This is a genomic window from Variovorax sp. 278MFTsu5.1, from assembly GCF_048305045.1.
GTDB lineage: Bacteria > Pseudomonadota > Gammaproteobacteria > Burkholderiales > Burkholderiaceae_C > Variovorax > Variovorax guangxiensis.
Genome location: NZ_CP157622.1, coordinates 2,876,855 through 2,889,978, shown reverse-complemented (window position 1 = coordinate 2,889,978; position 13,124 = coordinate 2,876,855). Strand labels below are relative to the sequence as shown.

The window sequence follows — 13,124 nt, the reverse complement described above, 5'->3', positions numbered from 1 at the left end:
TGCGGGCCGTCAGATCACTCGGCCTCGATGCCGGCCGCCTTCACGATGCGGCCCCATTTCTGCGACTCGCCGGCCTGGAACTTCGCCAGTTCCTCGGGCGAGCTGGTGAACACCTCCGTGCCGGTCGGCTCGTAGAACGCGGTCTTCGCGGCTTCGCTCTTCGCGGCCTTCACCAGCAGCTCGTTGAGCCGCTTGACCACGGCCGGCGGCGTCTTCGCGGGCGCGTAGGCGGCGAACCAGTAGCCCATCTCGTAGCCCTTCACTCCCGCCTCGGCGATGGTGGGCACGTCGGGCGCGAGCGCCGAGCGCGTGGCGCTGGAGAACCCCAGCGCGCGCAGCTTGCCGGCCTTGACCTGCGGCAGGCCGGTGGCGGTGTCGGTGATCATCATGTTGATCTGCCCGCCCAGCAGGTCGGTCACGGCGAGCGTGTTGCTCTTGTAAGGCACATGCAGCAGCTTGATGTCGGCCATCTGCTGCAGCAGCTCGCCCGCCATGCGGCTCGATGAACTGCCGCTGCCGAAGCTGTACTTGCCCGGCTCCTTCTTGGCGAGCGCGATGAACTCGGCCACGCTCTTCGCGGGGAAGCTGGGGTTCACCACCATGATCTGGCCGCCCTTGCCGAGCGCGGCGACGGGCGCGAAATCCTTCACCGGGTCATAGGGCAGCTTCTTGAACAGGTGCTCGTTGGCGGCGTGCGTGGTGTTGGTGGTGATGAGCACCGTGTAGCCGTCGGCCGGCGCCTTCGCCACGCTCTGCGAGGCGATGAAGCCGCTGGCGCCCGCCTTGTTGTCGATGACCACGGCCTGCTTCGTTTCGGCGGTGATCTGCGTGCCGAGCGCCCGCGCGATCTGGTCGGTGGCGGTGCCCGCCGCGAAGGGCACGACGAAGGTGATGGGCTTCTCGGGAAAGGCCTCTGCTTGGGCCAACAGCGGCGCCACGGCGATGGCGGCGGCCAGCACGGCGAGGGGGAACAGCTTCATTGTTTTGTCTCCGTATGGGTCAGATGAAAAAAGAAAGGGGAAAGTCTTTGCTACGGCCCCGCCAGCAGCGGCTCGAATTCGCGCGGCACGCGCACCGGCATGTCGAGTAGCAGGAAGGAAAGCGCCTTGCCGTGCGCATCGAGGTTCAACGCGTCGTTGACGCCGCCGTCGAGCACCGCGTCGAGCACGAAATTCATCGCACCGAGCTTCGGCAGCAGGAAGCGCTGCACCTGTGAGGGCGAGCGGTGGTGGAACTGCGCCGCCACGCGCTCGGGCGTGAGTTGCTCGACCAGCATGGGATACAGCTGCGCATGCCAGGCGATGACGCTGATGTTGGAGCGGTCGCCCTTGTCGCCAGTGCGGCCGTGGGCGGCGCGGTACAGCGGCACTTCGATGGTGTCTGCCGTGTTCGTCATGCCAGTTCCTCCTGCGAGAGCAGCGCGAAGCGCACCGGTATCGCCTCGCGCGGCAGCAGGCACGACAGCGTGTTGAGCCGCGGCGTGAGCGCGGTACGCACGCCGCCGCCGCCCGCCGGGCCGCAGGTGTAGAGCGCCATCACCTCGCGCGCCAGCCGCTCGGCCTGCGCGCGCTCGGTGTGCGAGGCCGCGACGCGCAGGCGCACGTCGCGCAGGCCGGCATCGGGGGTGTCCGCCAGCGCGCGGCCGGCGTCGTCGCCGAAGATGCTCAGCGCGCCGATGAGGTCCACGCGCAGCGAGAGGCCGTCGAGGCGCTTTCTCAGCACTTCCGCCGCGAGCCGCGCGCGGGCCTCGGCGCGCGGGCCGGCGTAGGAGATCTCGCCCTCGGCCAGCCAGCCGCCTTCATGGCACACGTTGACCTTGTAGCGCTCAGGCCGCGCATGGCCGCGCACGCCCGAGAGCGCCACCCGGTCGGCGCCGTCGAGCGCGTGCACCTCGGCCTCGGAGATGTCGGCGACCACGTCGGGCGTCAGGTAGGCGGCCGGGTCGTGCACCTCGTAGAGCAGTTGCTCCTTCACCGTCGCCTCGCTCACGAGGCCGCCGGTGCCGTCGGCCTTGCCGATGGTGCAGCGGCCTTCGGCGTCGATCTCGGCGATGGGGAAGCCGACGGACTCCAGGCCGGGCACGTCCTTGTAGCCCGGATCGGCGAAGTAGCCGCCGCACACCTGCGCGCCGCATTCGAGCAGATGGCCCGCCATGGTCGCGCGGGCGAGCCTGTTCCAGTCGTCGGCGCGCCAGCCGAAGTGCGACATGGCCGGGCCGACAGTCAGCGACGGATCGGCCACGCGGCCGCACACCACGATCTGCGCGCCCGCGTCGAGCGCAGCGGCGATGGGCTCGGCACCAATGTAGGCGTTGGCGCTGACCACGCGCAGGCCTTCCATCCGTGCGCCCAGAGCTTCCTGGAACATCGCGCGATGCTCGGGCCCCGACAGGTCGTCGCCCTCCACCACTGCGATGCGCGGCGCGCTCGCGCCCAACTCGCGCGCCATGCGTGCGATATGCCGGGCAGCGGCACGCGGATTGGCCGCGCCGAAGTTGCTCACGATGCGGATGCCGTGCGCCAGGCAGCGCGCCAGCACGGGCCGCAGCATGGGGTCTAGCAGCGGCTCGTAGCCCGCCTCGGGGTTGTCGCGTCGGCGCAGCTGGGCCAGCGCGAGCGTGCGTTCGGCCAGCGTCTCGAAGATCAGGAAGGCGCGCCGGCCTTCGGGCCCTGCGGCCAGCCGCGCGATCAGCGTGTCGACCACCGGTCCGGCGGCGTCGGTGCGGTCGCCCGAGAAGCCTGCGGCGCAGCCGATCAGCAGCGTTGGCGTGTCTATGGGATTCATCGCCGTGCACTGTAGGCAGCGTGTTCTCATCCGTAAAATCGAAAATACGGATCGATTGATCTGCTTTTCAAATAAGAAGCCAGCTACCGGCACCAGAGACAGGACAGACATGCGAAAGACGCCCGACCTCTCCACGCGCCAGTTGCGCGCCTTTCTCGCGCTGGCCGAGCACCGCAACTTCACGCGCGCGGCGCAGGGCAGCCATCTCTCGCAGCCCGCCTTCAGCGCGTTGATCCGCACGCTCGAAGATGCCGTCGGCACGCGCCTGTTCGATCGCGACACGCGCAGCGTGCAGCTCACGCCCGAAGGCCGGCTGTTCGAAAGCTCGGCGCGCCGGCTGCTCGACGACATGGGCAGCGCCATGGACGACCTTGCCGATCACGTGGAGCGCCGCAAGGGCCGTGTGCGCGTGGCCGCCCTGCCCTCGCTCGCGGCCGGCTGGCTGCCCGCCGTCTTCGCCGAGTTCATGCAGGCGTGGCCCGGCATCCGCGTCGACCTGGACGATGCACTGTCGGACGCCTGCATCGCGCTCGTGCGCAGCGGCCAGGCCGACTTCGCGCTCGCCGCCTCGGGCGCGGGCGGCACGGCCGACAGCGACCTGCGCGCGAGCAGGCTGTGCACCGACCGCTTCCACCTCGTGTGCCGCGCCGACCACCCGCTCGCGCACGAACCGCGCCTGACGCTGAAGAAGATCGCGCCGCACCCGTTCATCCAGATGACGCGCAACAGCAGCGTGCGCCAGGCGCTCGACGCGGCGCTGCATCCGCAGCGGCTGAACTCGGTGTTCGAGGTGGAACATCTCGCCACGGTGATGGGCCTCATCGAAGCCGGCCTGGGCATCAGCGTGGTGCCCGCGCTCACGCTCTTCCACTTCCAGCGCGAAACGCTGGTGACGCGGCCGCTGCCGCTGCCTTCGCTCACGCGCACGCTCTACCTGGTGCAGCGGCGCGAGGGCAGCCTGTCGGTGGCGGCGCAGACGCTGCACGACCTCATCGTGGAGCGGCTCGGGTCGCTGCGGCTGGACTGAAGGCGGGCGAGCGCTGCTCGCCGCCTCAGGAGGAATCGAAAACGGTTCAGGCTGGTTCGGTGCCAGCCTCGGTGCCCGTTCCTGTCGCCTTGTCCGTTGCCTTCCCGGTCGCCGCCACCGCCTCCACCGCGGCTTCCACCACCGACTCCACCGCGGCCTCCGCCTGCGCCTTCATCGCGGCGAGCGCGGTCGGGTTCGGCGTTGGCTCGCCGATCTTGCGCATCGTGTTGCGGTCGGTGTGGCTGAAGGGCTCGGGCTTGCCGAGCACCTCGAGCACCGTTTCGAGCTCGTACGACCAGCTGCCGTCGTCGTGCACCGTTACCTCGATGCCGTAGCGCAGCGTCTTGAACGCATGCTGCAGAAAGGGGTTGTCCACGATGCCGTTGTTCTCGCTGCCGCGCACGGCTTCGAGCCTGAAGCTGCGGTCATCGGCCTTCGCACGGCCGGTGGCCATGGCGGTGAGGCCACGCGGAATGGTGAGCGTCTGGATCAGCGCGCCGGTGGAGGGCTCCCAGAGCCAGTAGCCGACCTGGTCATGGAAGGTCTCCACGTCGTCGGGCTTGACGATGCGCAGGTGATAGCGCAGGCCGTAGAAGATCTGCGGGCCGTTGGTCTGCGCATCGATGGGCTGGAACTCCGCGTGCTCGATGTAGGCCTCGGCCTCGGGGCCGTCCTCCTTCGGGCTCACGTCGTGGCCGGCCGAGCCGGTCCAGATGCCGGCCAGCGCGGTGAGCGGGCCCAGGTTGGCGAGCGTGTTCGGATCGGGTTCCGGCTCTGTGTAAATGTCGCGCGGGAATTGCGTCGCGGGTTGCTGCTGTTCCATGTTCTTCTCTCCTCGATGGGGCTTGCTGTATGGGGCAGGAGTGTCGCTCATCAACCTTCGGCTTCCCTGACTCGCCTGCCGCTCACTGGTCGAGCCGGATGCCGACCTTCGCGATGATCGCGCCCCATTTGCGCCCCTCGGCATCGATGAAGGCCCTGAACTCCTCGGGCAAACCGCCGCCCGCCACCAGCCCCTGGTTGGCCAGAAGTTCGCGCACCGCGGGCTCCTGCAGCACGGCATTGACGTCGGCGTTGATGCGCTGCACCACTTCGGGCGGCGTGCCGGCAGCGGTGAAAAGGCCGTTCCAGGCCAGCGATTCGAATCCGGGGTAGCCCGACTCGGCCACGGTCGGCAGGTCTTTCATGAGCTCGGAGCGCTTCGCGCTCGTGATGGCGATGAGCTTCACGCGCTGCCCCTGGATCAGCGGCAGCAGCGCGGGCGCCACCGTGAACAGCGCCTGCGTGTCGCCGGCCGCGAGCGAGAGACCGGCCGGCGGCGAGCCCGAGTACGGCACGTGCACCGCCTCGATGTGCGTCGCGCTGCGAAACAGCTCCATGGTGAGGTGCGACGAACTGCCCGCGCCCACCGACGCGTAGCTGAACCTGTTGCCGCGCTTCTTCGCCCATTCGACGAACTCGGGCAGCGTGTTCGCGGGGTTGTCGGCCTGCACCGCGAGCACGTTGGGCTGCGAGGTGGTGAGCACGATCGGGATGAGATCGCGCGCCGGCGCATAGGGCATGCGGGCGTACATGTAGGGTCCGAAGGCGATCGGCCCGTTGAAGCCGATGCCCAGCGTGTAGCCGTCGTGCGGCGCCTTGGCCACGGTGTCCATGCCAATCAGGCCGCCGGCGCCGGCCTTGGTCTCGATCACCACGGGCTGCTTCCACATCACGCGCAGGCGGTCGGCGAGCGTACGGGCGATCAGGTCGAGCGAGCTGCCGGCCGGCGCGGGGACGATCACGCGCACCGGCTTCGAGGGCCATGCCTGTTGCTGCTGCGCCCATGCGCCCGCCGAGAGAGCGGCGGCGAACAGAAAGACGGCAAGGGCCGGGAGCGGGTTCCTCATCTTCACTTTCTCGCCTCCTGCCGCGCGGCATCGATCTGCGCATGATTGGCCTCGGCCCATCGGTCGACCGCGATCAGCGTCCTGCTCAGCGACAGGCCCAAAGGGCTCAGCCTGTAATCGACGTGCGGCGGCACGGTCTGGTGGTCCTCGCGCAGCACCAGCCCGTTGAGCTCCAGGTCGCGCAGGGTCTGCGTGAGCATCTTCTGCGAGATGCCGCCCACCTTGCGCAGCAGTTCGTTGTTGCGCTGCGGCTTGCCGCGCAGCAGCGGAATCAGCAGCAGCGCCCACTTGTTGGCGATGAGTTCCAGGACGCGGCGCGAGGGGCAGTCCGCGCTCCACACGTCGGCGGAGGCTGCTTCGGCTTCTGCCTCCGCCTCTGCCACATCCAGGTTCTTCTTCGACGGCATCTTTGAATTTCCCATGGTTACCAGAAGGTGCGTACTTGTAGCTCGGTGCCCGGGCCGGAATTATCCGGTTCCTCTTTTCAGCAACCAACGACAACGAAGGAGTTTTTTCATGGGTTGGATATTTCTGCTGGCAGCGGGCCTGGTCGAGATCGCGATGGCCGCCGCGCTCAAGCAATCGGAAGACTGGTCGCGGCTCGTGCCCTCGGTGGTCGGCGTGCTGACCGCGTTGCTCAGCATCTACCTGCTGGCACGGGCGCTGCGCTACCTGCCGCTGGGGCCGGCCTACGCGATCTGGACCGGCATCGGCTCGGTGGGCGTCGTGCTCATGGGCGTGCTCTTCTTCGGCGAAGCGCTCTCCGCCGCGCGGCTTGCATGTATCGCAATGGTGATCGGCGGCACCGTGGGCCTGCGCCTGGTCAATGGGTGATGCGGAAAGGAAACACAATCGTGACCACACGCATCCTGCACATCGAGGCATCACCTTCCGGCGAGAGATCGCGCTCCGCGGATACGGCGCGTTACTTCCTTCAGCAACATCGGGCGCTGCATCCCGAGGTGGAAGTCGAGACGTTGCGCCTCTGGGACCTGGACCTGCCCGCCTTCGACGCCACGATGATCGAAGCCAAGTTCGCGGTGCTGCGCTCCACCAGTGCCACCGAGGACCAGAGGCGCCGCTGGCAGAGCGCCGTGCAGTTCGCGCGCGCCTTCAATGCCGCGGACAAATACGTCTTCAGCCTTCCGATGTGGAACTTCGGCATTCCTTACATACTGAAGCACTACATCGATATCGTTACCTTGCCCGGCGAGAACTGGCTTTGGACGCCCCAGGAAGGCTATAGCGGACTGCTGCGCGGCAAGCGTGCAGCCCTCGTCTATTCGAGTGCGGGCGACTATCCGGTAGGCATGCCGTCGCACGATAAGGATTTCCAGAAACCGTATATGCGCGCCTGGCTCGGCTTCCTCGGAATCCACGACGTTGCCGAGATAGCGGCGGCACCGACGCTCGCATCGCCGCAGGCTGTCGAGGCCTCTCTGGCCCGGGCGCGAAATGAAGCCGAAAGGCTTGCAGAGCGCTTCTGACGGGCATTCGGCCTTTAACCACGTCGGGAATGGGCTGATTTTCGGGGGACTTCAAATCGACATCCGGTCGCGGCAATATGCGCATCCCCCGATTCTTGTGTCACCCGATCTGACCTGAGGACTAAGGAGCTTTCCATGTTCGCTACAGCAGAGCGCACCATCAAGACCCCCGGCCCCGACCATCCCATCACCATCACACCGAACCCGCTGCGCGTGGTGGTGTCGGTCGATGGCTGCATCGTCGCCGATACCCGCGAGGCGCTGACAGTGCGTGAAGCCCATTTCGGCACCGTGCATTACTTCCCTCGCAAGGACGTGAAGATGTCGCTGCTGGAACGCACCTCTCACGCAACCTACTGCCCGTACAAGGGCGAGTGCAACTACTACAGCATCCCGGCCGGCGGCGAGCGCTCGGTGAATGCGGTGTGGACCTACGAGTCGCCGTACGACTCGGTCTCGCAGCTCAAGGACTACGTGGCCTTCTATCCCGATCGCGTCGGCCCGATCGAAGAGCGCGTCTACTGACCATTGCACGCGAGCACGCATCTTTCAGCAAAGCAAACAAAAAGCCGGGCCCCGCTTTCGCAGGGCCCGGCTTTTTGTTTTGCGCTTCTTCCAGCGCTGGGGTCGATTACAGCGGCAGTGCGTCACCGCGGGCCGCCGCACGGGCAGCGGCACGCACGGTGGAGCGATCGAGGCCGCTGGCCAATACCGGTGCGACGCGCGAGGTCACGCCTTCGGCATACGGGTTCTCGCTATGGGCGGCAGCCACTGCTTCGGCACGGACGGCGGCGCGGCTGGTGGTCGATGCGATCAGTTGCACGGGGCCTTGGTTGGCGCCGTCTGCATACGGGTTGCCGCTGCGCGCAGCGACCACAGCCTGGCTGGCAACGTCGGCACGGCTGGCGGCCGAGGTCAGCTGATGCACGCCGTCATAGCTTTCGGCATGGGCGGCACCGGCGGCAGCCAGCAGGGCGAGGGAGATGGCGGAGAGGAGCTTCGAGGCGGTCATTTGGATTTCCTTCAATTCAGTTCTTTGCATACGGGATGGTTTCGAACCGGTCTTGGGTGGGGCGCCGTCCCTCTCGGGGGCAGCCACCTCGCTCGGGGCCTGTTCATCCAGACTGGCTTGCTTGTTTGTCGTGGGCTGGTCTGTGAAATGAATTGTGAGCCTGCGGATAGGTAAAAACCCGAAGCAAAAAGAACCGCGGTGTTCATGCGGTGGAAACAATCGCCGCACCCGAAGGCGCGTTTCATCAGCCCCAGGTCAATGGGTCCAGGCGCAGATAGAAGTCGAGGCGCGCGTCGTCGGGCTCGCCGATCTCCAGGGTGTCGAACAGGCTCCTGCGCGCGGCAAGCTCGTCGTCGGGTCCGCGCCAGCTGTCGCGGGCGTTCGCAAGAAAGAGCGAGATATCCACATACCGGTCGGCGGTGCCGAGCCGGCCGAGGTCGATGAGCCCCGTGCAGCGCAGCGTCCGCGGATCGACCATGAAGTTCGGCATGCATGCATCGCCGTGGCACACGACACGATCGCGCGCCTCCTGCGCAAGGCGCTGCGGCATCTGCATGCGCACGACTTCCAGAAGTTGCGGCGGCGGAATGTCCTGCTGGTCCGGATCCAGGAACTCCTTGTTGACCGCATTGCGCCCGACCACGTCGACAGCGCGATCGAACATCGCCGAGAGGGGGCGCGCGAAGGGGCAATCCGCTACGGGAACTTCGTGCAGCAGCCTGAGCCGCCGCGCCATAGAGGGCCACGCCCGCAGCAGCTTGTCGGCCGGCAGCTCGCTGGCCGGTATGCCCGGCACAGCGCTCATGACGAGGCAAGCGCCCTCGTGCGACGCATGCCAGTCGAGCACTTTCGCGGACCCGAGATCGAAAGGCGCGAGCCACTCGGTGCGAAGCCGCTCCCCGGCCAGCGACTCTACACCGCCGACGGAGACCTTGGCGAACACCGAGGCATCGCTGCGGCGATAGACGCTGTCGCCCGACTCTCCATGATTCACGCAGAGCCACTCCATGCCGACTGGCAATGCGGGAAGAAGGAGACGGGGATCCGGAAGGGCCGATGTGGGCAGACTCATGCGAAGGAGCCTATCCAGTTCCGCCGGCCACGCGCCCAATTCCCCTATCCCGCCAACTACTGGCCGGCTTGCGCCACGTTCACCACACCCTTCATGCCCGCGTCGTAGTGCCCCGGCTGCAGGCAGCCGAAATCGACCTTCCCTGCCTTCGTGAACTGCCAGACGACTTCGCCCGTCTTGCCCGGCGCCAGCGTCACCATGTTCGGCTCGGCGTGCTCCATCTCGGGGTTCTTCATCATCGCGGCGTAGTGCGACTTCAGTTCCTGCGCGGTGCCGAGCACCAGTTCGTGCTTCAGCTTGCCCGAGTTCTTCACGACGAAGCGCACGGTCTCGCCCTTCTTGACCGTGATGTCGGCGGGCGTGAAGCGCATGCTGTCCGTCATGTCGACCTCGACCGTGCGGGTCGCCTTGGCGGCCACGCCGGGTTTGCCGATGGCGTCGCTGTGCGAGCCCGAGGCCGACGCGCCGGTGGCAGACAAAGCCAGCAGCGTTGCGAAGGCGGAGGTGGCGAGGAATGCGTGTTTCATGATTCGATGCTCCTTGAAGTGGCGATGGACGCGATGGACGATTGGCGAATGAATAAGAAAGAAGTCAGACCGACGCACCGGATTCTGGAAAGCCCATCCGGCCAGCGCCTTTCGCGCGGATTACAAGGGCGTAATCCGCGCACCCGCCCGTAAGATGGCGCCCGCCCCCTCCCGGGGCCATCCTGGAGCGAAGAAGAAAAAGATGTCCCACCCCGTCTACCTTTCCAGCTCGAAGCTGCCACGCATGCCCGAAGGCAGCCGCAACGAGTGGCGCGGCTTCTTCGGCCACGGCGGGGAACTGGAGGCCAACGCCTTCTTCCCGCTGTTCTGGCGGGCGCTCTTCAGCGAAGGCGACATCCGCCACGCACGCTTCGTCGAGGCCTACGACATCGATGACGAAGACAGCGCCATCGAACGCGAGGAGTGCCTGCAGGACTACGGCCCCGAAGCCGCCTATCCCTATCTCGTCACCGACAAGGCTACGGCGCTGTCACGGCTCGCTGCGCGGCGCGAAGCCATCGTCGCGGCCATCGGCGAGCGCTATCGGCCTCTGTACGAAGGCTTCGAGGCCTGGACCGCGCAAGGCTTCGCGGACCACATCCTGCTGCGGACCGAAGGCCTGCCCGATGCCGCCGATGCCGAGCCGTGGCTTCGCTCCGAATTGGCCCTCGTCGACAAGCTGAACGACACCGGCGCGCTCGCCGGGCTCGTGTCCGATCTCTCGCGCCATGACACCGACCCGGTCTGGCAGCTCGCGGGCATCGGCGCCTCGCCGGACGGCCCCTGGCCCACGCCGGCGGTGAGAGCCATCTTTCCCGACCCGAGGCAGCGAGCGCCTCGCAAACAAGGAAACGCCCGGCAGGCGGAGGAACGCAAGAGCAAACCCAGGAGCTGGATCGACCCGGTGCTCGAATGGCTGGCTGTCGCGCTGTCATCGGGCGCGGCGCTGGGAACCTATGCGTTCACGCGCTCGATCTGGCTGACCCTGCTTGTCTTTCTTTGCGCGGCCATCGCACTGGGCTTGGGAGTCGCCAGACTGCGCGGGCCGAGGTCCTGATGAAGCCCGGGGAAACTATCGGAGCCGGCCACGGTCCCAGCCCGCACAAGGAGTCCATTCGCACCATGCGCACATTCGCCGCAAGCGCCCTCTTCTGTCTTCTCGCCCTCATGCATGCCGGCGGCGCATCGGCCCAGTCGCTGAGCTGCGGCGGCACGCTTTCCGGCGTGGGCGATTCCAAGTTCTCGGTGGTGCAGAAATGCGGCGAGCCGATGTCGAAGGAGTTCGTCTGCGTGCCCCGGCCGCAGGTGGCGTGGGTGCTCTCGCCCTACCCGGGCGGCCCGGCGCAGCAGGTGGTGACGCAGCAGTGCGTGCCGATGGAAGACTGGGTGTACCACCGGGGCCAGGGCAACTTCCTCGGCATCGTCCGGTTCTACAACGGCGCTGTCGAATCGGTGCGCGACGGCGAGAAGATGCGATAGCCGGCAGCCGCAAGACCACGATGAACATCACGATCAGGAACGAAGCGGCGTCCGACGCGCCAGCCATCGAGGCAGTGACGGCCGCGGCATTTCTCGATGCCGGACACTCGAGCCGCACCGAACAATTCATCGTCAACGCGTTGCGCAGTGCCGGCCAGCTTTCCGTCTCGCTCGTTGCCGAGATTGCCGGCGGGCAAGTCGTCGGCCATGTCGCCATATCGCCGGTGCGCATCTCGGACGACTCGCCCGGCTGGTACGGGCTCGGGCCGGTTTCGGTTGCGCCCGAACATCAAGGGCAAGGCATTGGCACGCAGCTCGTGAACAAGGCGCTGGCTGCATTGTGCGATTTGGGCGCGGCCGGCTGCGTGGTACTGGGCGAGCCGGCCTATTACGGCCGCTTCGGCTTCGCGGCAACGCCCGCGCTGGTCTACCCCGGCGTACCGCCGCAGTATTTCCAGGCGCTGCTCCTGAACGGCACGATGCCATCGGGCACAGTCGCGTATCACGCGGCCTTCGAAGCGACCGCCTGATCAGGGCGGCAGCACCAGCGGGCCGCAGTTCTCCTCGGTCACGAACACCGACACCAGCCTGGCGTGCTTCACCGGATCGGGGTTCTCCGCGAACAGGTGCAGCGTGCCGGGCGGCTCGAAGAAGGTCTCGCCGGGCTTGTAGTCGCCCGCCGGTCCACCGGCCAGCTGCGAGCGCACCATGCCTTCGAGAATGATCGCCGTCACCGAGCCGGGATGCCGATGCGCCGGCGAGTAAGCCATGGGCGGAAAGTCGACGATCGCAGTGGTCACCGACTTGCCGGGCACATGGGGCAGCGCCTCGCAGGAGATCACCTTCACCGAGGTGCGCGGCCGCGCGGCGGCGGCGGAGCCTTCGGGCGCGGGCGCCGACGAGAACATCGGGCGGCTCACGGTGCTGCAGATGTCGTCGATGAGCCGCGCCGTCGACTGCCTGCTCGCATGCGGCAGCAAGGCCCAGCCCGCCGCCACGAACGCCAGCGCGGCAAAGCCGATGCCCGCGCGGCGCTGCATCAACAGCGGCAGCGCATTCACGGCGTGGCTCCCGACCGCGCCTCGGCCCGCCAGCCCAGCGCCTGCTTCGCCTTCTCGCTGCTGACTTCGTTGCCGTCCTCCGCGATGTTGAAGATGCCGCCCATGGAGCGCTGCAGCGCCAGCAAGGCGGCTCGCGCGGCGGCTTCCACATGCAGCGGGCTCGGGCCCTTGGATGTCTCGGTCGAAGTGTTCGGCCCGTACAGCTGGCCGTAGCGCAGCACCGTGGCGGTCATGCCATGTGCGCCCATCACGCTTTGCTCCAGGGCGGCCACGCCGCCCACGCTGACGCGGCGCGCGCCTTCGGCCCCGATGTCCAGCGGCTGCGCTTCGGTAAAGGGCTTCGGCCCCGGCGCGTAGGCCCAGGCGATGCTCTGCGCCACCAGCCGCTTCGCGCCCGCCGCCTGCGCCGCGGCCACGAGGTTGCGCGTGCCCTCGGTGCGCACTCGCGCATTGAGGACGGCGGCATCGGCCATGCGGGCCGGGTCCAGGTCCTTGGGCAGGTCGGTGAGCTGGTGGATCACGCCCCAGGGCGCGATGCGCACCAGCGCCTCGCGCAGGGCCGCCGCGTCGAACACGTCGACGACGACCGGGTGCACGCCCATCGCCTCCAATGCGCCCACCCGGTCCGCGCGCCGGGTGCTGCCGTGAACGGTGTAGCCCGCCTCGATCAGCATCGGCACCAGCGCGACGCCCACCGCGCCGGTCGCTCCCGCCAGAAATACCTTCTCGCTCATTGCATTCTTCCTTCCAGGCTGTCCATGAGGACGAGCTTAGGTCTACGATGCC

General features: G+C 67.5%; 18 protein-coding genes. 7 read left to right on the top strand and 11 right to left on the bottom strand.

The window, feature by feature from the left end; all coding sequences use genetic code 11:
• Positions 1-14: 14 nt before the first annotated feature.
• From ABL844_RS13415 to ABL844_RS13405, 3 genes are read right to left on the bottom strand one after another with little or no spacing between them, the layout of a single operon-like run.
• Positions 15-980, bottom strand: a complete 966-nt coding sequence (locus tag ABL844_RS13415) for a Bug family tripartite tricarboxylate transporter substrate binding protein (RefSeq protein WP_184641977.1) — start codon at positions 978-980, stop codon at positions 15-17.
• A 50-nt stretch (positions 981-1,030) separates the two neighbouring features.
• Entirely contained in the window at positions 1,031-1,396 is a 366-nt protein-coding gene (locus tag ABL844_RS13410; protein ID WP_184641976.1) for a hypothetical protein, read from the bottom strand.
• Positions 1,393-2,784, bottom strand: coding sequence for an acyclic terpene utilization AtuA family protein (locus ABL844_RS13405; RefSeq protein WP_418131606.1), 1,392 nt, complete (start codon positions 2,782-2,784; stop codon positions 1,393-1,395). The genes ABL844_RS13410 and ABL844_RS13405 overlap by 4 nt, the downstream gene beginning before the upstream one ends.
• Before the next feature lie 109 nt (positions 2,785-2,893).
• On the opposite strand from ABL844_RS13405, the gene ABL844_RS13400 reads away from it, so the two are divergent.
• Positions 2,894-3,811, top strand: coding sequence for a LysR family transcriptional regulator (locus ABL844_RS13400; RefSeq protein ID WP_369658516.1), 918 nt, complete (start codon positions 2,894-2,896; stop codon positions 3,809-3,811).
• A gap of 46 nt (positions 3,812-3,857) precedes the next feature.
• On the opposite strand, the gene ABL844_RS13395 is transcribed toward ABL844_RS13400, so the two are convergent.
• The 3 genes from ABL844_RS13395 to ABL844_RS13385 all read right to left on the bottom strand — a co-directional run bounded on the left by ABL844_RS13395 (position 3,858) and on the right by ABL844_RS13385 (position 6,107).
• Positions 3,858-4,634 (bottom strand): FABP family protein, encoded by a 777-nt coding sequence (locus tag ABL844_RS13395; protein ID WP_418120104.1) that lies wholly within the window; start codon positions 4,632-4,634, stop codon positions 3,858-3,860.
• An 82-nt stretch (positions 4,635-4,716) separates the two neighbouring features.
• Complete coding sequence (locus ABL844_RS13390) at positions 4,717-5,700, bottom strand: Bug family tripartite tricarboxylate transporter substrate binding protein (RefSeq protein ID WP_418131605.1); 984 nt, start codon at positions 5,698-5,700, stop codon at positions 4,717-4,719.
• Between the two features lie 2 nt (positions 5,701-5,702).
• Positions 5,703-6,107 carry a winged helix-turn-helix transcriptional regulator gene (locus ABL844_RS13385; RefSeq protein ID WP_184641971.1) on the bottom strand — a complete coding sequence of 135 codons (405 nt, stop codon included), beginning with the start codon at positions 6,105-6,107 and terminating at the stop codon, positions 5,703-5,705.
• Between the two features lie 109 nt (positions 6,108-6,216).
• Here ABL844_RS13385 and ABL844_RS13380 point away from each other — a divergent pair, with 109 nt between their 5' ends.
• The 3 genes from ABL844_RS13380 to ABL844_RS13370 all read left to right on the top strand — a co-directional run bounded on the left by ABL844_RS13380 (position 6,217) and on the right by ABL844_RS13370 (position 7,712).
• On the top strand, positions 6,217-6,534 hold the full coding sequence (locus ABL844_RS13380; RefSeq protein ID WP_369658518.1) for a DMT family transporter: 318 nt from the start codon (positions 6,217-6,219) through the stop codon (positions 6,532-6,534).
• A gap of 20 nt (positions 6,535-6,554) precedes the next feature.
• A complete protein-coding gene (locus tag ABL844_RS13375) occupies positions 6,555-7,187 on the top strand; it encodes an FMN-dependent NADH-azoreductase (RefSeq protein WP_418131604.1) in 633 nt (210 codons plus the stop codon).
• A 135-nt stretch (positions 7,188-7,322) separates the two neighbouring features.
• A complete protein-coding gene (locus ABL844_RS13370) occupies positions 7,323-7,712 on the top strand; it encodes a DUF427 domain-containing protein (RefSeq protein ID WP_126018631.1) in 390 nt (129 codons plus the stop codon).
• Positions 7,713-7,818: 106 nt separating this feature from the next.
• Here the strand turns inward: ABL844_RS13370 and ABL844_RS13365 are convergent, their stop codons facing one another.
• The 3 genes from ABL844_RS13365 to ABL844_RS13355 all read right to left on the bottom strand — a co-directional run bounded on the left by ABL844_RS13365 (position 7,819) and on the right by ABL844_RS13355 (position 9,798).
• Positions 7,819-8,199, bottom strand: a complete 381-nt coding sequence (locus tag ABL844_RS13365) for a helicase SNF2 (RefSeq protein ID WP_126020343.1) — start codon at positions 8,197-8,199, stop codon at positions 7,819-7,821.
• 244 nt (positions 8,200-8,443) lie between these two features.
• Entirely contained in the window at positions 8,444-9,208 is a 765-nt protein-coding gene (locus tag ABL844_RS13360) for an aminoglycoside 3'-phosphotransferase (protein WP_184641969.1), read from the bottom strand.
• A gap of 119 nt (positions 9,209-9,327) precedes the next feature.
• Positions 9,328-9,798 (bottom strand): cupredoxin domain-containing protein, encoded by a 471-nt coding sequence (locus ABL844_RS13355; protein WP_418120098.1) that lies wholly within the window; start codon positions 9,796-9,798, stop codon positions 9,328-9,330.
• Positions 9,799-10,000: 202 nt separating this feature from the next.
• Here ABL844_RS13355 and ABL844_RS13350 point away from each other — a divergent pair, with 202 nt between their 5' ends.
• From ABL844_RS13350 to ABL844_RS13340, 3 genes are all read left to right on the top strand, one after another.
• On the top strand, positions 10,001-10,855 hold the full coding sequence (locus ABL844_RS13350; RefSeq protein ID WP_418131603.1) for a hypothetical protein: 855 nt from the start codon (positions 10,001-10,003) through the stop codon (positions 10,853-10,855).
• 65 nt (positions 10,856-10,920) lie between these two features.
• Entirely contained in the window at positions 10,921-11,277 is a 357-nt protein-coding gene (locus ABL844_RS13345) for a DUF2845 domain-containing protein (protein ID WP_126018622.1), read from the top strand.
• Positions 11,278-11,297: 20 nt separating this feature from the next.
• Positions 11,298-11,807 carry a GNAT family N-acetyltransferase gene (locus ABL844_RS13340; protein WP_418131602.1) on the top strand — a complete coding sequence of 170 codons (510 nt, stop codon included), beginning with the start codon at positions 11,298-11,300 and terminating at the stop codon, positions 11,805-11,807.
• Here ABL844_RS13340 and ABL844_RS13335 read toward each other — a convergent pair whose 3' ends face one another.
• Together ABL844_RS13335 and ABL844_RS13330 are read right to left on the bottom strand one after the other, a co-directional pair.
• A complete protein-coding gene (locus ABL844_RS13335) occupies positions 11,808-12,338 on the bottom strand; it encodes a cupin domain-containing protein (protein WP_375792109.1) in 531 nt (176 codons plus the stop codon). It abuts the gene before it with no gap.
• Entirely contained in the window at positions 12,335-13,072 is a 738-nt protein-coding gene (locus tag ABL844_RS13330) for an NAD-dependent epimerase/dehydratase family protein (protein WP_418120094.1), read from the bottom strand. Before ABL844_RS13330 ends, ABL844_RS13335 begins: the two co-directional genes overlap by 4 nt.
• Positions 13,073-13,124: the final 52 nt, after the last annotated feature.